Source organism: Agrobacterium sp. NPDC058088, from assembly GCF_042885035.1.
In the GTDB taxonomy this organism is placed as follows: Bacteria; Pseudomonadota; Alphaproteobacteria; order Rhizobiales; family Rhizobiaceae; genus Agrobacterium.
The window spans coordinates 155,257-178,099 of sequence record NZ_JBHVSU010000003.1 but is presented as its reverse complement, the minus strand read 5'-3'; the positions used below and the strand labels follow the sequence as shown (position 1 = coordinate 178,099).

At 60.3% G+C, this 22,843-nt stretch carries 6 protein-coding genes; all 6 read left to right on the top strand.

Features of this window, described 5'->3' with window-relative positions; genetic code table 11:
- Nucleotides 1-35: 35 nt before the first annotated feature.
- From ACFVTJ_RS10865 to ACFVTJ_RS10840, 6 genes are read left to right on the top strand one after another with little or no spacing between them, the layout of a single operon-like run.
- Nucleotides 36-4,466: a beta-ketoacyl synthase N-terminal-like domain-containing protein gene (locus ACFVTJ_RS10865; RefSeq protein ID WP_386907199.1), complete on the top strand. Its 4,431-nt coding sequence runs from the start codon at nt 36-38 to the stop codon at nt 4,464-4,466.
- A complete protein-coding gene (locus ACFVTJ_RS10860) occupies nt 4,463-11,662 on the top strand; it encodes an amino acid adenylation domain-containing protein (protein WP_386907197.1) in 7,200 nt (2,399 codons plus the stop codon). The genes ACFVTJ_RS10865 and ACFVTJ_RS10860 overlap by 4 nt, the downstream gene beginning before the upstream one ends.
- A gap of 11 nt (nt 11,663-11,673) precedes the next feature.
- Nucleotides 11,674-19,377: an amino acid adenylation domain-containing protein gene (locus ACFVTJ_RS10855; protein WP_386908017.1), complete on the top strand. Its 7,704-nt coding sequence runs from the start codon at nt 11,674-11,676 to the stop codon at nt 19,375-19,377.
- 4 nt (nt 19,378-19,381) lie between these two features.
- Nucleotides 19,382-21,046 carry a condensation domain-containing protein gene (locus ACFVTJ_RS10850; RefSeq protein ID WP_386907195.1) on the top strand — a complete coding sequence of 555 codons (1,665 nt, stop codon included), beginning with the start codon at nt 19,382-19,384 and terminating at the stop codon, nt 21,044-21,046.
- Between the two features lie 11 nt (nt 21,047-21,057).
- Nucleotides 21,058-21,804, top strand: coding sequence for a thioesterase II family protein (locus ACFVTJ_RS10845; RefSeq protein WP_386907193.1), 747 nt, complete (start codon nt 21,058-21,060; stop codon nt 21,802-21,804).
- A gap of 38 nt (nt 21,805-21,842) precedes the next feature.
- Nucleotides 21,843-22,724 carry a (2Fe-2S)-binding protein gene (locus ACFVTJ_RS10840; RefSeq protein WP_386907191.1) on the top strand — a complete coding sequence of 294 codons (882 nt, stop codon included), beginning with the start codon at nt 21,843-21,845 and terminating at the stop codon, nt 22,722-22,724.
- The last annotated feature ends 119 nt before the right edge of the window (nt 22,725-22,843 follow it).

Below are 22,843 nucleotides of genomic sequence, written 5' to 3'. Positions count from 1 at the left end.
TGCGTGTTCAATTTCTAATCCAGCGAGAACTGCATATGTCCGACTATACCAGCGCTTCAAACCAGGATCGGAACGCCTTTCGGGTCGCCGTCATCGGTATGGCAGGCCGCTTTCCGGGAGCCTCCGACATTGAGAGCTTCTGGGATAATCTGGTTCATGGCCGGGAGTCGGTTAAAGAATGGACCGACGAGGAACTCATCGCGCTGGGTGTGCCGCCCGAACAGCTTGCCGATCCGGATTTCGTGCGGGCTTCAGCGCCGCTGGAGGGCGCTGACCTGTTTGACGCCGAATTTTTCGGCTACAGCCCCAGCGAAGCGGAAATTCTCGATCCGCAGCAGCGGCTGTTTCTCGAATGCGCCTGGGCGGCGCTGGAGCGCGCCGGATATCAGGGCGACACTTTTGACGGTTCCATCGGCGTCTATGCCTCAAGCGGCTTCAATACCTATCTCCTGAACCTGCACGCCAATGCCGCGGTGCGCCAATCGATCAGCCCCTTTGAACTGTTCGTCGCCAACGACAAGGACTTTCTGGCGACGCGCACGGCTTACAAGCTCAATCTGCGCGGACCGGCCATGACGGTGCAGACGGCCTGCTCCTCATCCCTTGTTTCCATCCATGTCGCGGCCCAGAGCCTCATTGCGGGCGAATGCGATATTGCGCTCGCGGGCGGCGTAACAGTTTCCCGTTCGCACGGATATGTGGCGCGCGAAGGCGGAATATTGTCTCCTGACGGGCATTGCCGTGCGTTCGATGCGGATGCCGCAGGAACCGTTCCCGGCAGCGGCGTCGGCGTCGTCGTGCTCAAGCGCCTCGAAGATGCGCTTGCAGACGGCGACACGATCGACGCCGTCATCATCGGTTCGGCCATCAACAATGACGGCGCGCTGAAGGCGAGCTTCACCGCGCCACAGGTGGACAGCCAGGCCATGGTCATAAGCGAGGCCCACGCCGCCGCCGGAATATCGGCCGATTCCATCGGTTATATCGAGGCGCATGGCACGGGAACATCGCTGGGCGACCCCATCGAGATCGCGGCGCTGACGCAGGCCTTTCGCAAGACGACGACGCGCACCGGATATTGCGCCATTGGCTCCGTGAAAACCAATATCGGCCACCTCGATACCGCCGCAGGCGTTGCAGGTTTCATCAAGACCGTACTTTGCCTCAAGCACGGCAAAATCCCCGCAAGCCTTCATTTCAAACAGGCAAACGCAAAGATCGACTTCCCGGCAAGCCCCTTTGAGGTCAATACCGCCCTGCGAAACTGGGATCCTGTGGAAGACCCCCGGAGAGCCGGCATCAGTTCTCTTGGCATCGGCGGAACGAATGCGCATCTGGTGCTGGAAGAGGCTCCGGCCGAAGCAGGCCCGTGCGCTAGGACGCAAGCGGCATCCCCGCAGCTTCTGGTATTTTCGGCGCGCAATGAAGCAGCGCTCTCGGCCCTGCTTTCGGCACAGGCGAAAACGTTCGAGGCGGACCCGGAACTTGCGATCAACGACGTTGCCTTCACGCTGCGTCATGGCCGGAAGGCTTTTAGCCATCGCCAGTCGCTGGTTGCGGATGATCTGGCGTCGGCCGCGACGGAACTGCACCGTCTTGCTGCTCAAAAGCCAACCATTGCCGGCAGCACGCCGTCACCAGTTTTCCTGTTTCCGGGACAGGGAAGCCAATATGCCGGAATGGGCAAGGATCTCTACGAGCGGATGGAGCTTTTCCGTGCGCCTTTCGATGCCTGCGCGGATCGTCTTTCCAAGATCATGCAACGCGATTTCCGCGCTGATCTCTTTGCCGGACATGAGGATATCCATAATACGGACTTTGCCCAACCGGCGCTGTTTGCCGTGGAATATGCCCTTGCGAAGGCATGGATGGCGCAGGGTGTGATACCGCAGGCGCTTCATGGCCATAGCATCGGCGAATATGTGGCGGCCTGCCTGGCGGGCATCTTTGATCTGGATACGGCACTTGCGCTTGTGGTGTCGCGCGGCCGGTTGATGCAACAGGCCGCCCCCGGCGCAATGCTTGCGGTCGTTCATCCCGACGCACCGATCGACCGCTGGCTTAACGCGGACATAGCCCTGGCGGCCAGCAATGCGCCGGGCCTCAGCGTCGTTTCAGGCAGCCTGGACGCGATCGCAAAGCTCGAAACGGAACTCAAACAGGCGCGTTACGTGACGCGGCGGCTGAAGACTGGACATGCGTTTCATTCGCCGATGATGGCGCAGGCCGCAGCGCGCTATCTGGAGGAACTGCGAAATGTCAGGCTTTTCCCGCCATCCGTTGCGATGATCTCCAATGTGACGGGAACCTGGCTGAGCGACGCGCAGGCGACGGATCCGAATTACTGGGCCAGCCATCTGGAACAGACCGTGCGTTTCGATGAGGGGATGCGAACCCTTCTCCGCATCGATAATGCCACCTTCATCGAGGCCGGACCCGGCTCGGCACTGTCGGGTCTCATCAGCGCACAGGCTATCGCGGAAGACCGGATCATACCGTGCCTTGGCCGTTCCAGACCGGAAAACGAGACGGGCCAGTACCTTGCCGCACTGGGACAATATTGGCGGACCGGCGGGCATCTCGACTGGCAGGCCGTATCGGCTGAAGGCGGCCGCGTGCCGCTCGCCACCTATCCGTTTCAGGGGCAGCGCTACTGGATTTCCGCCCAGACGGCAGGAAACCAGGCGCCTGTCTCCAACGCCGTCGACAGCGCCAGAATCTATCGTCCGACTTGGCAGCGCCTGCCGGCAAGCCCGGCAGATTGCAGAAACCGCCGTGTCCTGATCCTTGATGAAGGACGTATCGGCAAATCCCTCGCCGCACGGCTGGAAGGCGCTGGCGCTCAGGCCTATCGCGCCATTGAAGGCGACAGGTTCGACGAGTGCGATTTCCGCTGCTTCAGCCTTGCCGGACATTCCGTCGCGGATTTTGCCCGGCTGCTCGACACTCTCGGCGAACGCGGGGCTCTGCCACAGGATATCCTTTATCTTTGGCCGCTGAAGCCCGGCCGGCGGGACGAGGTTACGACCCTGCTCAATCTCGTGCGGGCGCTCACCGCACAGGGGCACAAAAGTAATCTGACGCTGGTGACCAATGGCGCAACGGATGTCACCGGCCTGGAAAAGCTCGACGAGCTGCAGTCTCAGTTGCCGGGCATCCTGAAGGTTGCGGGCCAGGAATATGAAGACCTGACCTGCAGGCACATCGATATCATGGTGGCGCAGGACATGGCGGATCAGGCGGTTGCGGATCGCCTCCTGGCGGAATTCAACGGAACCGGTCCGGTGGTCGCCATAAGGGGGCCGCATCGCTGGTCGCATGGATTTGCGCCGCTCGACCTGCCTGAACCGCAGGCATCCGCCCGCCTGAAGAAAAACGGCGTTTATGTCGTGATCGGCAATATCGCCGAAGGTGTCGGCACCGTCTGGCTGGATCATCTGGCGAAAATATCCGGCACACGCCTGTCCGTGCTGCACTCCATCGAGGATGCCGAGGCCGCCATACAGTTGGACGCAGCTATCGATACGCGCCGGATTAACTGCAATGATCCGGCTGCCATCGGCGCGGCACTCGATGAGGTGGTGTCGAGGCACGGCCGTATCGACGGAATTTTTCTGAGCATGCCTCAGGCGAACCGGCAGGCCGCAGCGCCGCTTTCGATGATGGACGACACGCATCTCAGCTACAATGAAGCGGTTCGCATCGCGCCGCTGCGGGCGCTCATAACGGCGATGGAGCAACGGCGGGCAGGTTTTTGCTGCATCCAGTCATCGCTCGCAACCGTCATCGGCGGCGTGGGCTTGGCCGCCTATACATCGGGATATCAGGCGGTGGAGCTGCTTGTGGCTGCCCAGTCACGCAGCGCGAGAATGCCCTGGTTCGCCATTGGTTATCCGCTCATCGATGTGCTGGCCGCCGGCAAACGTTCCTCGCTCGACACCAACGCCTATGCGGTTGCCTCTGATGATGCCTGGGACCTGACGAGAAGGATCATCGAGAACGGCATTACCGGCACAACGATGCTTTCGCGCAGTGACATCACCGTCGCACCAACGGCGGTCAAGAAGGCGCAGCTGTCGAATGCGCCTGTTTCGGGCCGTGCGAGGCCGGCGATGTCCACACCCTTCATCGCCCCGCGCACCCACACCGAAACCACAGTCGCGGGCATTTTCGAAGAACTGATCGGCGTGAACGGGATCGGCGTGGATGACGGGTTTTATGAGCTGGGCGGCCACTCGCTTCTGGCCATCCGCGTTGTCGCCAAGCTCAGGGAAACATTCCCGGTCAAGATCGAAATGCGCGAACTCCTCTTCGAAAACCCCACGGTCGCCCGCGTGGCGAGCATGATTACCGCCCATATGCCTGATGAAGGCGACCTGGACGAGATGGCGGCGCTGTTGATGGAAATCGAAAGCCTTTCCGACAGTGAAGTCCAGAGCGCGCTTGGAGGAGCAGAAGCACGATGAACGAATTCTACGCCAAACTCGCGAACCTTTCGCCCGAGCGCCGTCGCCTCATAGAGCAGCGCCTTGCCGAGCGGGGATATCAGTCGGCTCTCGACTCCGTCATTCCAGGACGTGAGGAAGGCGATGGTGATCGGCCCCTGTCCTTTGCGCAGCAGCGCCTGTGGTTCATGCAGCAGCTTGAACCTGAAAACACGGCTTACAATATGCGCAGCATCCTGCGGTTCCGCGGGAAACTCGACAGGACGGCGCTGGAAGAGGCGCTGGCGAAGGTTGTGGAACGGCATGAACCGCTGCGAACGCGCTTCATTGCCGGCGCCGACGGCTTTCCTGAACAGGATATTCTGACGGCCGGTGACGGGGAAATCGAATTCCTAGACCTCGCGCAGGACACCCATGCGGAAGCCACAGCCCGGCAGCACATCCTGCAACGGCTTTCCGAACCTTATGATCTGAGCCATCCGCAACTGCGCGCAATGCTGGTGCGCCTTTCGGCCGAAGATCATCTGCTGGCGGTCGGGCTGCATCACATCGCCGGCGACCGGTGGTCCATGACCGTGCTTGCCCGTGATCTCGCGGGCTTCTACAAGGAGACGACAGGCCAGTCACACCATCTGCCTGATATTCGCGTTCAATATGCCGACTGGGCGATCTGGCAGGGAAAGATGCTGCGCGGCCCGGTGCTTGAAAACCAGCTCGCATACTGGAAAAAGGCGCTCGGAACGGACCTGCCGGTGCTGGACCTGCCATTCGACCGGCCGCGACCGGCCGTCGCCACTTTCCTCGGCGCGCAATTTGCGGTTTCCGTCGACCCCGCACTGTCGGGACAGCTGAGGGCGCTGGCACGGGCACACAATGTCAGCCTCTACGTTCTGCTTCTCTCCGCTTTCAAACTGGTGCTGCATCTCTATTGCGACAGCGACGACATCGTCGTGGGCAGCGAAGTCGCAAACCGCGACCGGCCGGAAACCCAGGCGATGATCGGCCCTCTGGTCAACACGCTGGTGCTGCGTACCGATCTTGCCGGCAATCCGGATTTCTCCAGCCTGCTGCAGCGCGTCGGCGAGACCGTCCGCACCGGCCTGGCGAACCAGGATGTGCCCTATGAGCGGATCGTCGAGGCGCTCAATCCAAAACGCTCCCTGTCCGAAATGACGCCGCTGTTTCAGGCAAAATTCGATCTTCAGCACAATCTGGCAAGATTGCCTGAACTCGACGGTCTTGCCATCGAGACACTGCGCCTGCCCGATGGTGCTGCAAAAAACGAAATCCGCTTCAACCTCGAGGACAATGACCCCGACATCGGCGGAAAGATCGAATATGCAACCGATCTCTTCAATGAGGAGACGGTCGCCACGATCTGGCGGCGTTTCGAACATGTATTGCGCACGATCGCCGAAAATCCTGCCCGCAAGCTTTCGGAATTCTCCCTTCTTTGCGACGACGAGCAGCAGGGAGAGATCCGCCGGTCTGCCGGTCAGGCTCTGACACCCAACCGGCTTTGCCTGCACGAGATGCTGACCTCGCAGGCGTCGCGCACCCCGGAAGAATCCGCCGTGGCGAGCGAACATGGCAGCCTCACCTATCGGGAGCTCGATCAGCGAAGCGACGCGATTGCCGCTGCGCTCGCCGCAGGCGGGCTTGGCCGCGGCTCTATCGTCGGCGTCTGCATGCAACGCACGCCGGATCTCATCGCGGCCCTGTTCGGCGTGTTGAAAGCCGGCGCGGCCTATGTGCCGCTCGACCCGGACTATCCGTCAGAGAGGCTTGCCTTCATTGCACAGGATGCGGCCATCAGGGTCGTGCTCACGGATAGCGACCGGCTGGCATTCGACGCCACGGATGAACTGACTATCCTTGAGGTCGCCAAACTTCCCGATGCGGTCTTTGCCGCCGCTCACGCCTGCGATCCGGCCGATCTCGCCTATATCATCTATACATCAGGCTCGACGGGACGACCGAAGGGCGTGGCGATCACGCATGGCAATGCCGCCGCCCGCATGCAGTGGACCCGCAGCAATTTCACTGGTGACGAGCTGGCAGGCGTCCTGGCATCGACCTCAGTGTGCTTCGATCTCTCCATATTCGAGATTTTCGGCACGCTTTCCTGCGGCGGTCAGGTGGTTCTGGCCAACACGCTGTTCGATCTGCCGCGTTTGCAGCATGTCGCCGAGGTCAGCCTGATCAACACCGTTCCGAGTTTGCTGCGCGAATATCTGCGCCACGACACGCTTCCGACCTCCGTTCGGGCCGTCAATCTCGCCGGGGAGCCGCTGCCGCCGGTCCTGCTTGAAGAACTGGCGAAGAAGGCACCGCAGGCGGGCATACACAATCTCTACGGGCCTTCGGAAGATACGACTTACTCAACAGGCGCTATGGTTTGCGCCGTCAACGGGGAAAAAACGGTTTCCATCGGCGCACCCCTGCCGGGCACGGAAGCCTATGTCCTCGACCGGGCCGGACGTCTCCGGCCTGACGGTCTTGCGGGCGAACTTTATCTCGGCGGAGCCGGTGTCACCCGCGGATATCTGCGACGCCCGGGCCAAACGGCCGAGCGTTTCGTCCCGGATGCTTTTTCCGGCAGGCCGTCCGCCTATCTCTACCGCACCGGCGACCGGGTCAGGCGCCGCGCGGATGGTACGCTGGAATTCCACGGACGTCTCGATAATCAGGTCAAGATCAGGGGCCTGCGGATCGAGACCGGCGAGATCGAGCACCAGCTTGAGGATATCGATGGCGTCAACGAGGCCGTCGTTGCAGTTATCGGTGATGAAGCAAGCCCGGAACGCCAGCTGGCCGCCTATATTTCGCTCGATGCCGGACGACAGCTAACGGTCGACGACATCCGCTCTGCACTGGCAAGGCAGCTACCCTCCCACCTTGTCCCGGCCCTATGGACCATCCTGCCGGCCATGCCGCATCTGCCGAACGGCAAGATCGACCGGAGCGCCCTGCGCGCACTTGAAATAAAGACGCCTGATAGCAGCGCTACCGCGCCACGAAACCATGTCGAGGAGCGACTTGCTGCCATATGGCAGGACGTTCTTCAAACCAGCATGATCGATGTCGAGCGCAGCTTCTTCGAGATGGGGGGGCACTCACTCCTCGCTATCAGGATCATTGCCCGCATCAAGGCCGATTTCGGGGTTTCACTGCCGCTGAAAGCAATTTTCGAGACACCGACGATCGCTGGGCTGGCAAACCGGCTTGATAATGAGGCCGAGGAAACCCTCAACGTCGACGGCCTTGCGGTGGTCCATAATCCTGAAGACCGCCATGAGCCTTTTCCGCTGACGGATATCCAGCATGCATACTGGATCGGCCGCAACCAGGGTTTCGAACTCGGGAGCGTCGGGTCACACGGCTATCGGGAATTCGATATAGACAATCTTGATACCGGTGCGCTGGAAAACGCCATAAACGGTCTTGTCGCGCGCCACGACATGCTGCGCGCGATCGTCGATGCCGACGGGCGGCAACGCGTGCTGGCAGACGTTCCCCATTATACGCTGCCGGTGGCGGACCTGCGTGATGCGGCCGATGGGGCCGCGTGCCTGATGGACATCAGAAACCGGCTGTCGCACAATATTTTCAAGGCGGACCGCTGGCCGTTGTTTCACATCGAAGCCGCCCGGCTCGATGAAAAAACGACGAGGCTGTTCGTCAGTTTCGATGTTCTCATCGGTGACGCCTGGTCGTTGAAATTAATGGGGACCGAACTCGCGGCGCTCATGCAGAAACGCGCGCTTCCTGAAATCGGACTGACATTCCGGGATTATGTTCTGTTCGAGAAATCCGCCCATAACAGTGCAGCCTATGAGCGGGCGCGGGAGTACTGGACTGCCCGCATAGCCACCCTGCCAGCCTCACCGGATCTGCCCTTGGCATGCAACCCATCGCAGATCGAGCATCCGCGCTTCACGCGTCGCCGGGGCCGGCTTGCCGCGAAAGACTGGTCACGCTTCAAGGAACTGGCCCAGAGCGCCGGCCTCACCCCTACGGCCGCGATCATGACGATCTTTGCGGAGGTTCTGGCGCGCTGGAGCAGGCGCCAGGATTTCACCCTCAATCTTACTGTCTTCAATCGTGAGCCGGTCCATCAGGACGTGGAAAAGATCGTCGGCGACTTCACGGCGTCACTCCTGCTGGGGCTCGATTTTTCGGCACGTGCCGACTTCACCACGCGTGCCCGTCAGGTTCAGCTGCGCCTGATGGAAGATCTGGAACACCGGCTTTTTAGCGGCGTTTCCGTGCTTCGTGAGCTGGCGAAACAGAACGGGCGCTCCGGCGGCGCCCTTATGCCCGTGGTTTTCACCAGCGTTCTTGGCCAATCTTCGAGAGACGACAACGCTCCGCGTCTCGATACCCGATTGGTGGACAGCGTCAGCCAGACGCCGCAGGTCTATCTCGACCATCAGGTTTCCGAAGATCAGGGCGAGCTCGTCTATAATTGGGATGCGGTCGAGGAACTCTTCCCGCCTGCCATGCTGGACATGATGTTTGCCGCCTATGAGACCCTGCTGCGGGCGCTGGCCAGCGACGACGCGGCATGGCAGACCGAGCCTGATATCGTTGATTGCCAAGCGTTCGAAACGCTGAACAACAGGGCGAAAATCGCGCTTCCCGACGACACGCAGCTGCTGCATGAGGCGTTTTTTGAGAGAGCCGCGGAAAGCCCTGGCAAGATCGCCGTCTGCGCAGGCGGCATCGAACTGACCTACGGACAGGTGGCCGAACGGGCGCTGGCGCTGGCGGCTGATCTGCAGAAGGCCCGTGCAAGTCCTAACGACCGGGTTGCCGTTTCTCTGCCGAAGGGCGCAGGTCAGGTGATCGCCTGCCTCGGCATTCTGGCAAGCGGCGCAGCCTATGTGCCTGTCGACCCCGACCTGCCTGCGGAGCGGCGTTTCGAGCTTGTGGAAGATACGGCGGCCGATCTCGTCATCGCCGAAGGGGGCGACTGGCCGCAGCGGGTAACCGTGATCGCTGTTCCCGAAGATGGCGGAGCCAGACCTTCACCCTCGGCGACCAAACCGTCGGATCTCGCCTATATCATCTTCACCTCGGGTTCGACCGGCAAACCGAAAGGCGTGATGATTGACCATCGCGGTGCGTTGAATACGATCCTCGACATCAATCGCCGCTTTGGCGTTTCCACTGAGGACCGGGTTTTCGCGCTCTCGTCGCTGAGCTTCGACCTTTCGGTCTACGATATATTCGGTCCGCTTGCGGTAGGCGGCGCCATTGTCATTCCCGTGCGCGAGGAAGTGTCGGACAATGCCCGCTGGATGAAGCTTCTGTTGCAACATCGGGTGACGGTCTGGAACTCGGTGCCGGCCCTTGCACAATTGCTCCTGGCCGAGTTACCGGCGCTCCGGGAAAAGCCGCCCCTGCGCCTGATCATGATGAGCGGAGACTGGATTCCCGTCAGCCTGCCTCCCTCCTTGAAAGCACAATTGCCAGATGCCGATCTCATCAGCCTCGGCGGGGCAACCGAAGCTTCCATCTGGTCGATTTTCTACCCGATCGGGGAAGCACTGCGGGACTGGACGAGCATCCCCTATGGCCAGCCGCTGGCGAACCAGCGCTGGTATGTTCTCGATGATCAGGGGCGGCCCTGCCCGCCATGGGTCACGGGCCGGCTGTTTATCGGCGGGATCGGTGTTGCGCGTGGTTACTGGGGGCGGCCGCAGCTGACCGCCGAACGCTTCATTCCCGACAGTTTTGCGGACGAAGAAGAGGCCGGAAACGGCGCGCTGCTGCTTTACGAAACTGGCGATCTCGGGCGGCTGCGGCCGGAGGGACTGCTGGAGTTTCTGGGGCGCGAAGATTTCCAGGTCAAAGTCAACGGCTTCAGGATCGAGCTCGGGGAAATCGAGACCGCCCTGCTGCAAAATCAAAATGTCGCCGAAGCCGTGGTAACGACGACAGGCCAGCCACCTGCTCTCGTTGCCTATATCGTTCCGGATACCAAAGGCAGCCTCATCGGCAAACTTGAAGCGAAGGCCGGCCGGTCAGGTGATGACAGATTGGGCGATGCCGGGAGAACCGTCGATTTGAGCACGCCGGACGGCCTGTTCCACGAAGCGATCACCCGGCAAAGTCATCGCCGGTTTTTGAGCGCTCCCGCCGAACTTCAGAGCATCGGCCATCTGCTCGCCAGCATAAGGGCCTTCGATGTCCCCGGCACACCGCTGAAAAAGGCGCTTTACCCGTCAGCGGGAGGACTTTATCCGGTTCAGACCCATATTCTGGTCCAGGACGGCCGGATCAAGGGGCTGTCTGCCGGCTGGTATCGTCATCATCCCGCCGAACACCGGCTGGAATTTCTGGCGGCCGTTTCACCGGAACAGATCGCGGCAATCGCCGGCAAAAGTGACGATATCGTCAGGCAAAGCGCTTTCCTCGTGGTTTTCACCGGCCTCAAGGCCGCCATGGCGCGCAGTTACGGGCAAAAGGCCAGAGATTTCTGCCTGCTGGAAGCCGGCCATATGGCGCAGGTGATGATGCTGCATGCGCCGCGTCTCGATATCGGCCTGTGCGCGGCCGGTGGCGTTGATCTGGCGGCCATCGCATCGGCACTGGCAACGGACGAAGACGCGGAGCCGCTTTACGTGCTCGCCGGCGGATCCATCGATCCCGCATGGAGCACACAGTGGCAGGCAGCCGCTCAAATGCGCGGTGAAACCCTGTCTGACCGTCTACGCGCCTTTCTTGCCGCAAAACTTCCCGCCTATATGGTCCCCCGCGAATTCGTGATCATGGAGCGGCTGCCTCTCAGCGCCAATGGCAAGGTTGACCGAAAGGCCCTGCCCGCACCCGGCGCGAAGGCACGCCACAGCGTCGCTCCGGCAAGCGAAAAAGAGGCCGCATTGCTGGCGATCTGGCACGAACTCCTGTCCAGTGACAGCGCTGGCGTGGAGGACAACTTCTTCGAAGCGGGCGGTGATTCCCTGACGATCATGCAGCTGCTTTCGCGCATCAGACAGGAATTTTCGGTGCACCTGACGCTCGCTCAGCTCTTCGGCGCCACCACCGTCAAAGCCCAGACGGAATTACTCGGCTCTCTTTCACCGTCCCTGTCGGGCGACGTGGAAGCGGGAATTTCCCCGATCGCCAGGGAGACATCCGTAAGCGACCTTTCTGATGATGACGTGGATAAAATGCTGGAGCAGCTGCTCTCCGGCCAAAAGGACCAGTAGACGTGAACACAATGGATATTTCCCGACTGACCGCAGATGAAAAGCGCCAGCTTCTGCAGCGCATGATGGCCGGACAGCAGGCATCCGAAAAAAAGAACGTCCGCCTGAGCCATGCTCAGGAACGTATCTGGTTCGTCGAGCAGATGCAGCCCGGCTCAGGCGCATATTCGATACCTCTGGCCGTGAGGCTGAAAGGTCCGCTCGACCGCGTCAGGCTGAAGACCTGCTTCGATATTGTCGTAGAGCGCCATGAAAGCCTGCGGACGGTTTTTAAGGTGCTTGACGGAGAGCCATTCCAGGTCATTTCCTCCCGGTCAACGGCAGACTTCAGTTTTCACCAACCGGGCGATGAAGAGACCGCACGCGATGCCGCCATAAGCCGCTTCGCGCGGGAGCCATTCGAACTCTCGCAAGGTCCGCTGTTTCGCGTGGGCCTGTTTTCCGTCGCACCTGACGAGCATATCCTCGTCATTGTCATCCATCACATCATTTCCGACTACGCCTCGATGCAGATCCTCATCGACGAGGTCCACAGACTCTATAGCGCGTCCGGATCTCCCTCCACCGGCCAGCTTCCGGCACTCGATATCCAGTATCGCGACTATGCCGAATGGCAGCGCAACGGCACTGCGGCGCTTTCTGGCCAGGTCGACTACTGGCGCGAACAGCTTCGTGACGCACCGTTGCTGCTTCAACTTCCGTTCGATTTCGCCCGGCCGGTGACGCAGGCGTTTCGCGGTGCCCGGCATAAGTTCCACCTTGGGCCCAACCTCTCCGCCGCCATCAAGGACCTGGCGAAAAGCCGGAACCTGACGACATTCATGGTGCTGCTGGCGGCCTATCAAATTCTGCTCGCCCGCCTTTCGAGATCAGACGACATCTGCATCGGCACGACGGCATCGAACCGCAACTGGGCGCAGACCCGCAACCTCATCGGGCTGTTCGTCAACAATCTCGTCATGCGGACCCGCCTGCAACCGAATGACACTTTCGATGCGCTGCTCGGACGGGTTCGGGAGACGACGCTTGAAGCCCTGTCCAACCAGGATGTCCCCTTTGAGCAGGTGGTGGATGCGCTGAATGTCGAGCGTGACATCGGCCACAACGCCTTGTTCCAGTCGACCTTCGTGCTTCACAACGTCGTGGGTGCAACTTTCGACCTCGGCGATATCAAAGTCACACCGATCGCGCTCGATTCAGGCGCCTCGCGTTTCGATCTCAGCCTCGATATGCACGAGGGACGGGAAACCGAAGGTTTCAGCGGCGTTTTCGAATACAATACGGAACTCTTCCTGCCTGAAACGGTGGCACGCTTCTCCGGCTACTTCATGAGACTGCTCGGCGGGCTCGTATCGAATCCAAGCGGTCGCATCGCCGAAATCGACCTGCTGGACGAGACGGAGCATGCGGCTATAGCGACTGCGAACCGGACCACCATTGCCTTTCCATCAAAAGATGTCGCATCGCTGCTGGAAGAGACCGCCCAGACGCGCGGTTCGTTTGCGGCTGTGCGCTGCGGTGCCCGGCAATATTCCCATGGCGATATCAACGATGCCGCCAACCGCGTAGCGTCGGGGTTGCGTGATCGCATCGGCAAAGACAAACCCCATCCCCGCATCGCCATCTGCCTGCCGCGTTCCGAAAACCTCGTCATCGCCATCCTCGCGGTGCTGAAACTCGGTGGCCATTATGTGCCTCTCGACCCCGGGCACCCGGCGGAACGGCGCGCACTCATTCTCGAAGACTGCAGGCCTGACATTATTCTCGTCAGCGAGGCTGACGATGACACTGCGCAAGCGGCATATCCTTTCGATTGCATGGCGATTGAACCTCTGCTGCGCGCAACCGGCTCCTTCAGCAATCCGCACCGCGAGACGTTGCCTGACGATGTGGCGTATATCATCTACACGTCAGGTTCGACAGGCCGGCCGAAAGGCGTGCCGATCCGGCAGAAAAGCCTGGTCAATCTTCTAACCAGCATGGCGAGACGGCCAGGCATGACCGCTGAAGACCGGTTCCTCGCCGTCACCACGCCGGCCTTTGACATCGCTACCCTCGAGCTTTTGATGCCGCTCATAGTCGGCGGCCTGCTGATCATCGCCGAAGCCGATGATGTCTATGACGATATGGCCCTTTCGGAGCTTATCCGGAACCACGGCGCGACGATGATGCAGGCGACCCCCGCGACATGGCGGCTGATGGCAGACGCCGACTGGAAGGCTCCGGCAGGTTTCAGGATGCTTTGCGGCGGTGAAGCGCTCGAGCCGGGCCTTGCCCGCCGCCTGCTGGAGACCGGTGGCGAATTGTGGAACCTCTACGGCCCGACCGAAACGACCATCTGGTCCACCTGCACTCGCATAACCCCCAAACATCTGGAACTTCCTGCCCTGCCGATCGGCGAGCCGATCGCCAATACGCAGTTGCATTTGCTCGATGACGCGCTGATGCCGGTGCCGGCAGGCGTTGTCGGAGAACTGTATATCGGTGGCGAAGGTCTGAGCCCCGGCTATTTCAAGCGGGACGATCTGACGTCGCGCGCCTTCGTCGAAGGCCCAGCCGCAGGCTCGAACGGTCGTCCTGAAACGTCAAGGCTATACCGAACCGGTGACCTGATGCGGCGTTCCGCCGCCGGGCACCTTCTTTATGTCGGCCGCGCCGATTTTCAGGTCAAGCTTCGCGGTTTCCGCATCGAACTCAGCGAAATCGAGGCGATCCTCGCCTCGCAGCCTTCCATCGAGCAGGCCGTCGTTACCCTTTGGTACGATGAGGAAGGCTCGGGCAACCTCGTCGCCTATTGCCGCCGCGGGACAGGCGTGGTGGACGAGGAAGCGATCCGCACAGCGCTCGCGTCGCAGCTTCCCTCCTACATGCTTCCCTCAGCCTATGTCTGGATGGACAGTTTTCCATTAAACGCCAATGGCAAGATCGATCGCAAGCGGCTTGAGCGACCGAAACACATAGTCTCGTCAGCCGCCTATGCCGCTCCGCGCGACGGCACCGAGCGGATGGTTGCGGCCATATGGCGTGAATTGCTCGGCGCCGAAAAGATCGGCCGTGACGACAATTTCTTCACGGTTGGCGGCCATTCCCTACTCGCGACGCGGGTGCTCGCGCGTTTGCGGACGTCGTTTTCCATCGACCTGCCGCTGCGCGCCATTTTTGAAAAACCGAGGCTTTCGGAATTTGCCGGTGCTGTCGATGCGCTGGTGGCCATCACCGGACGCGGATCGGAAGCGGCTTCATCCGGACTGGCAAAGAGGAACCATACCGGCCTAACGCCACTGTCGCATGCACAGAACAGGCAATGGGCGCTCGCGCAGCTTGAACCGGACAGCCCGCTTTATAATATTCCGTTTGCCCTGAAGATCAGGGGAACGCCCGATTTCGAAATCCTCTCGCATGCGTTGGAACTGACGGCGCAAAAGCAGGATATCCTGCGCAGCCGGTTCGTCTCCGTCGATGGCAAGCCATTCGTCGAGACTGACCCCGAGATGATATTCCGGATCGTGCCGGAAGAGATCTACGATAGGGAACTCGAGGCTGCCCTGCTCGACTGCGCGCGCCGGCCATTCGATCTTGCCGTCGCGCCGCTCCTGCGCATTCACGCCTTCCGCACCGGCCCGCAGGACCATGTTCTGCTTTTCATACTGCACCACATCATCGGTGACGCCCTTTCAGCGGAAATTCTGCTCAACGATGTTGCTGAGTTTTACGTGTCCCTCTTAAAGAAAACCGCACCGCCAAACGGGACGCTGCCGCTGCAATATGCGGATTTTGCAGTCTGGCAGCGGGAGCAGGACACCGCGAATGAGGTCGACTACTGGCGGAAGACGCTTGCAGGCGCTCCACCGCTGCTGGAGTTACCGACGGATTTTGTGCGGCCCGCCATACAGGGCTTCTCGGGTGACAGCATCCGATTCTCGCTTGACGCGGCTTTGCTCGCAAGACTGCGCAAGCTCTGCGACCAGCAAGGCGCTACCCTCTTCATGGGAATGCTGACAGCATTCTCGACGCTGCTCCAGCGCGCCAGCGGCATGCGCGATATCGTCATCGGGACACCGATATCCGAGCGGTTCCACCCCGATCTGGAACACATCATCGGGATGTTTGCCAATACGCTGGCGATCCGATTGCAGACCCAAGGCGGCGAGAGCTTCAACGAAGCACTGAAGGCAACCCGCGACACGGCATTAAGCGCTTTCGCCAACCAGGCTGCGCCTTTTGAGAAAGTGGTTGATGCGCTCTCACTTCCCCGGACATGGAGCCATAACCCGCTGTTCCAGGCCATGCTCGTCTCGACCGTCGAAACCCGGCGTGAAGCCATTTCGCTTGCCGGTATGGATTGGGAAAGACTGGTGCTTCCCGACACGTCGTCGCGTGTGGACCTGACATTGTTCATCCATGAAACGGCGCACGAACTTTCGTGCCGTCTGGAATATCGCAGCGATCTTTTCCGCCGCTCAACCATGGAATCGCTTGGTGATGCGCTGGTCGCCCTACTTGAAAAGATTGTCGAACATCCTGATGTGCCACTCGACAGGCTCTCCCTGCTGTCAGGCAGCCAGCAGAAAAGGCTGCGGCAGTGGAACGACACGGAGGTGGCCTTTCAGCCGCAGCGGCGCTGCCTGCACGACTTCGTAAAAGCGAGTGCTGACGCCAATCCGCAGGCAATAGCCGTCACTGATCAGGACCGGAGCCTGTCCTATGCCGAACTTGACCGAGGAGCCGACCAGCTCGCCAGCGGGCTCGCTGCAGCAGGCATAGGCCGTGGCAAACGCGTCGGCATCCGTCTTGAAAGAAGCGTGGGGCTGGTGGTCGCCATATTGGCCGTTCTTCGCACCGGCGCGGCCTATGTGCCGCTCGACCCGCGTTACCCTGCCGACCGCATAGAATTCATCGCCGCGGACGCCGATCTGGCGCTCATTCTGGTCACGACAGAGGATGATATCTCGACTGCCGGACAGAATTTCCGCTGCATGACGCCGGGCATGGTGGAAAGTCTGGCAGGCGGGGCCGTGCCGACGCCAGCAACGTCAGGCTCCGATCTTGCCTATATCATCTACACATCAGGCTCGACCGGCAGGCCGAAGGGCGTGGCCATCGAACATCGCAACGCCGTTTCTTTCGTGCAATGGTGCCTGCACAGCTTCACCGGAGATCAGCTATCCGGCGTGCTCGCCTCCACCTCGATCTGCTTTGATCTTTCGATATTCGAAATATTTGCGACGCTTGCGGCGGGTGGACGCATCTTCATGGTGGACGACCTCTTTGCCTTCCCGAGCGCACCGTTTTCGGGTGAAGTAACGCTGGTGAACACTGTTCCGACGCCGATATCCGAACTGCTCAAACTCGGGCCCCTGCCGGAGAGCGTGAAAACGGTTTGCCTGGCGGGAGAGCCGCTTCCTCGTGAACTTGTCGCGCGGATTTACGCCAACGACCATGTCGAGAGACTCTATAATCTTTATGGCCCCTCGGAAGACACGACCTATTCGACGGTGGCGCCGGTGCCCAGATCGGGAGAATGGTTCGGGATCGGGGTTCCGATTGCCAATACCCGCGCCTATGTGCTCGACGGCGAGTTAAACGAGGTGCCGGTTGGCGTTCCCGGTGAATTGTTCCTGTCCGGCAGCGGGCTGGCACGTGGCTACTGGAACCGGCCCGGCCAGACGGCCGAGCGTTTTCTGCCCAATCCTTTTGCCGATTGCAGCGAACACCGCGTCATGTATCAAACCGGCGATATCGTGCGCAGACGTGATGATGGTGGCCTCGATTACATGGGGCGCGGCGACCGGCAGCTGAAGCTCAACGGGTTTCGTATCGAGCCGGGTGAAATTGAGGCCGTATTGCTTCAGCAGGAAGGGGTGCACGAGGCCGTTGCCGGGCTCTGGCGCGATGCCTCCAATCATCCGCGCCTGGCGATGTGGGTTGCCGGCAGTCCCTCACTAGAGATCGCCAAACTCGTTGCAACCCTCAGGCAACGCCTGCCTGAGCGCTTCATTCCCACCCTTGCAACAAGGCTCGATGCGCTTCCGCGCCTGCCAAACGGCAAGCTGGACCGATCCGCCCTGCCCGATCCCGCAGCCCATGGCGAACGCTCCACTGAAACCGCAAGCCCGCTCAATGACCGAGAGAACGTGCTGGCGCAGATATGGCAAGGCTTGCTCGGCTGCGGAGACATCCGGCGAAACGACAATTTCTTCTCGCTCGGCGGCGATTCCATCCTTGCCATCCAGCTGGTGTCTCAGGCCCGCCAGAAGGGGTTGAGGATGACCCCGCGCGACGTATTCCTCCACCCCACGCTCGCATCGCTCGCAGAAGCGACACGCACGGAAAGCACGGCGACGACCGAAAACGATCAAGCTGATGACGAAGCGACGCTCGGCGCAATACAGCGCTGGCTGCTGGATCAGGATCTGCCCGATCTCTCCCACTGGAACCAGGGACTGATCCTGAAACCCACCCGATCTCTCGATCTCGACCGGCTGGAAAAGGCGATCGCCAGAGTTGTAGACGCGCATCAATCGCTCCGCGCCAGATTTTTGCGTGAAAACGGGCAATGGCAACAGAAATTTGCCCCCATTTCGGGGATGCCCCTCATGCAGCGACTGGCCGCCGCAGATGAGAAGGAGGTCACGGATTTTGCCAAAAAGCTCCACGCTAGCTTCGATATGAGTGCCGGGCCTCTCTTCGGCGCTATTTTCGCGACATTGCCCGATGGTTCCGGGCGCCTCATCCTCGCGGCCCACCACCTCATCGTCGATGGCGTGTCCTGGCGAATGATCGTCGCGGATATCGAGCGACATTATCTGGAAACTGGCACCATCCGCTCCGGCACGGTCGCTGCGGGCAGTTGGAACAGCCGGCTTTTGCGGTCGGTGCTTTTCGATGGAGAGGAGGCATATTGGCGCGGCATCTGCGAAGAAGACGTGCAGGCGCTGCCGCTCGACAACCAGAGTGGCAGCAATACTCAATCGGATGCGATGACGTACCGGCAGACGATCGATGCCGAAACGACAAGGCAATTGCTTCGGGATGTGCCGGAATGCTTCAGCGTCGCCCCGAACGAAGTTCTGGTCGCAGCCCTTTATCTGACGCTGCGCCAATGGAGTGGAAAGCCACGCCTGCGCCTTGAAATGGAAAGCCACGGCAGACCGCATCTGTTCGAAGATATCGATGTTTCCGAAACGGTGGGGTGGCTGACCGCGCTTTATCCCGTGTTGTTCGATACGCCTGATGAGGCAACGCCAGACCGCCTGCTTCTCGACGTCAAGGACACCCTGCGGCGAATTCCCAATAATGGCGTGGGTTTCGGCGTTCTGAAATATCTTCGCAACAGGGGTAAGCATTTGGACTACGGCCAACCGCAGGTCCGCTTCAATTATCTCGGCCAGATGGATGCCATGTTTGGAGCCGACAGCCTGTTTGCTCCCTCCGGCATTACCTCCGGTCCGATGTACGGCTCCGGCAACCCGCGCGATGCGATCCTCGAGATCAACGCCATGGTGGTGCGCGGCGAATTGCAGTTGCAATGGGTCTATGGCGCGCAGCTGCATTCCGGGGACACCATCAGGATGCTGGCCGAAGATTTCCGGGACAATCTTGAAACGCTGATCCAGCATTGCCTTGATGGTACAGGTGCTGGCTACAGCGTTTCTGATTTCCCGCTGATGGATCTCGGCCAGGACGAACTCGACAATCTGCTAAAGAGCTTGTGACACAATGGACAATCGCCCGCTTGAAAGCCGCCGCCGCCCGGCTATCGAAAACATCTATCCGCTGTCACCGATGCAGGAAGGATTGCTGTTCCACTCCATCGCCACGCCTGACGAGGGCGTCTACGTGCCGCAGATCGTCCTGCAACTGAGGGGCGCCGTCGATCCGCAGATCATGCATGATTGCTGGAGCGAAATGGTGTCGCGCCACGCCGTTTTGCGCACCACCTTTCACTGGGAAGAAAGAGACGAGCCCTTTCAGGTGGTCCACAGCGATGCCAGCCTTTTTTGGTCGCAACTGGACTGGTCCGGTATTGATGTAGAGGAGCAGCACAGCCGCCTCGGCACGCTTCTCTACACCAACCGGCGGCAGGCTTTCGATCTGAAAAATGCTCCGCTCATCCGTCTGCAATGGATCGACTATGGCGGGGAAAATTCGCGCCTTGTGCTTCAGTATCATCATATTATTCTCGATGGATGGTCGGCAGGGCGCATCGTCGAAGACGCCTTCAGGACCTATCAGAGACGGTGCGGCTCATCACGTCCGCCACTGCCCGCACCACGACCCTATGTGGATTATATTGCCTGGCTGAAAAGCAGGAAGCGTGAGGCGACGCGTGCGTTCTGGACGGACTACACTGCCAGGATCGACGGACCGCACAGGATTACCCGCGACGCCACCGGCGGCAAGGCCGATTTCTCAAGTCATCACCTCACCTGCGATCCCGCCGTTTCCACGCAGGCGGCAAAACTGTGCAGGGACATGGGGATTACCCCCAATACCCTGCTGCAGGCCGCACTTGCCATCGTCATTGCCCGAAAAACCGGCAAGAGACATGTCGTCTTCGGTGCGACGACGGCCGGGCGTCCACCCGAACTACAGGGCGTGGAAAACATGGTCGGCCTGTTCATCAACACGCTGCCGGTGTGCATCGAAGTTGACAAGGGCAACCTCGCGCCGTGGCTGCAGACATTGCAGAAACGCCAGTCCGCCTGTGCGGAGCATGACTATCTTCCGTTACGCGAGATACAGGCCGGGCGGGGCGATCTTTTCGACTGCCTGCTGGTCTTTGAAAATTATCCCGTGCCGCGAGACATATCGGCGGAAGCGACATTCGCCGTGACCGGCGTCGAAGTCGATGAATGGACCCACTATCCCCTCACCCTGTTTGCGGCTGCCGACGCCACGAAGATTGCGATTTCCGCCCGATACGACAGGCGCTGCATTGCTGCGCAGGAGATGGAGGCATTTCTGAACGAGCTTGACGCGACAATCGGCGAGATGGTCGGCGGCACGGCGGCGGTTCCGCATGTATCCGATCCGGACACAAAGCCGGTCGATATCGACAAGCCTGCGCCGCCTGTGGCGGTAACACATAATGATCAGCCCCTCTCCGCTAACGCCTGGACGGAGACGGAAGAAAGGATTGCCCGGATATGGGCAGAGGTTCTGAAAGTTGAGGCCCAGCGCAATAGCGACAATTTCTTCGATCTCGGTGGCCATTCGCTTCTGGCAGCCAGGGTCGTCAACCGGGTGCGGCGAGAATTTGCGATCAATTTTCCCGTAAAAGTCCTGTTCGACCGTCCGGTGCTTGCGGATTTTGCGGCATTCATCGACGCGTTGAAAGCAACCGCCGCGCCAGTCGGCGAATACAATGCGATTGAAATATGAGAGGAGCCCCGATGACCGTTCGTCCGCGGTTGATCTGCCTACCCCCGGCCGGCGCCGGCCCGAGCCTGTTCCGATCATGGGTACAGAACTCACAGGCCGTATTTGACGTCGTACCGGTCGCCCTGCCCGGTCGCGAAGCGCATTTCACCAAGCCGCTGCCACGCGATATCCAGAGCCTTGCCGACCACGTCGGAAACGAAATCGCCGGGCTGCTGCAGGCGCCCTATGCCCTGTTCGGTTATTCCATGGGCGCGGTTTTGGCCTATGAACTGCTCCGACACCTCTCTGTTCGGCGCCTGCCGCTTCCCGACGCCTTCTACATTCTCGGTTCCAACGCGCCCGACCGCGTCCTTGAGGGGCGTGAGCCCATCCACAGCATGACGAGCGAGGATTTTCACCAATCGCTGGTCGCGATCGGCGGCACGCCGGACGAAATATTACGTGACAGAGAGGCTATGGCCCTGTTCGAGCCGGTTCTGCGCAATGATTTTCGCATTTGCGAGACTTATCAGTTCACCCCTCCGCATCTGCCCGTGACATTCCCGGTCCATGTCTTCGTTGCCGATGCCGACCATCTTGTCAGCTGGCATGCGGCAGGTGCCTGGGAAAACTGTATCGGGCAAGACATCACGATGCATCAGATCGAAGGGGCGCATATGCTCGCGCCACAGGCCTTCGCTCACTTCATTGGAAAACTGGGCCAATTATGGCAAACCGATCAGGTGCAGGCTTGCGCTGTTTCAACCGGAACGGCATGAGCCTGACTTGCGATGCCAAACTGAGGATGCGGCAGACAATGAGGGATCATGAAACAGCCGGCGCCTCCGCCGCCGATAGTCTGACGGAAGCGACTGCCCTACAGCAGTCCATGTGGCCCGAGGTGCCTTGCAGCGCCGGCCCGATGCTTCCCGGCTGGATGACGTCTGCCGAGCTGTTCTCCAGCCCCGCGGCGCTGGAAGAATTTCTGGATTATGAAGGGTCGTTCGATCCCGGCGTCGATCTCAAAAGTCGCGCCGCATTCCTGATGAGCGACTATTGCTATATTTTCTTCATGGCCACGGTTCCGCTGCTAGTGGGCCGAAGCGTGGTGCCGGATATGTCGCCCGACTCCGTCTCATTGCAGTTCTACACCCATCATGGCGAACATGACGGGGAAGCGATGACGGTGAGGCGGGCACGCGTCCGGCTACTGTCGCCGCAGATATTTACCGATCGTGAGGCCGGGCCTTTTTCGACGGTCACGGACCACGCAGGCTTATGCGAAAGGTTCCGCATGGGCGTCGAGCAACATTTCCATCCGCTGGTGGAAGCATTGGCAAAAAGGACCGGCTTTTCGAAAAACGCGCAGTGGCGGCTGGTGGGAGATGCGATAGCCGGCAGATTTCTCGATGTCGGAAGGCGGTTCGGCTGCCTTACCGAGGCGATGGCTACGGCCATGACGATCGTCAAGGTACAGGGATCGCCGCTGAACAACCGCCAGCTAGGTTATTTCGACCTCACCCTGCATGACAGCGCCTTAAAAGAACCCTTCACCTATACGTTTCGCGCCCGCGGTGGATGCTGTCGGTATTATACCGTAGAGGGTGCGGAAAAGTGCCCCACCTGCGTGCTGAAGTCGAATGAAGAGCGTAACAGCATTCTTCTTCAGGAAATGCGTGCCCATTTCTGCCTAAAATAAGATTATTATTTTCAATATTTTTTTTACCTGAGAGTCCCATCACGCCACCTTTGATCGTCTTCAGCATGAGTGGGCGGATATTGCCGCCTTTTTTCTGAAACGCTTATCAAGTGCGCGGG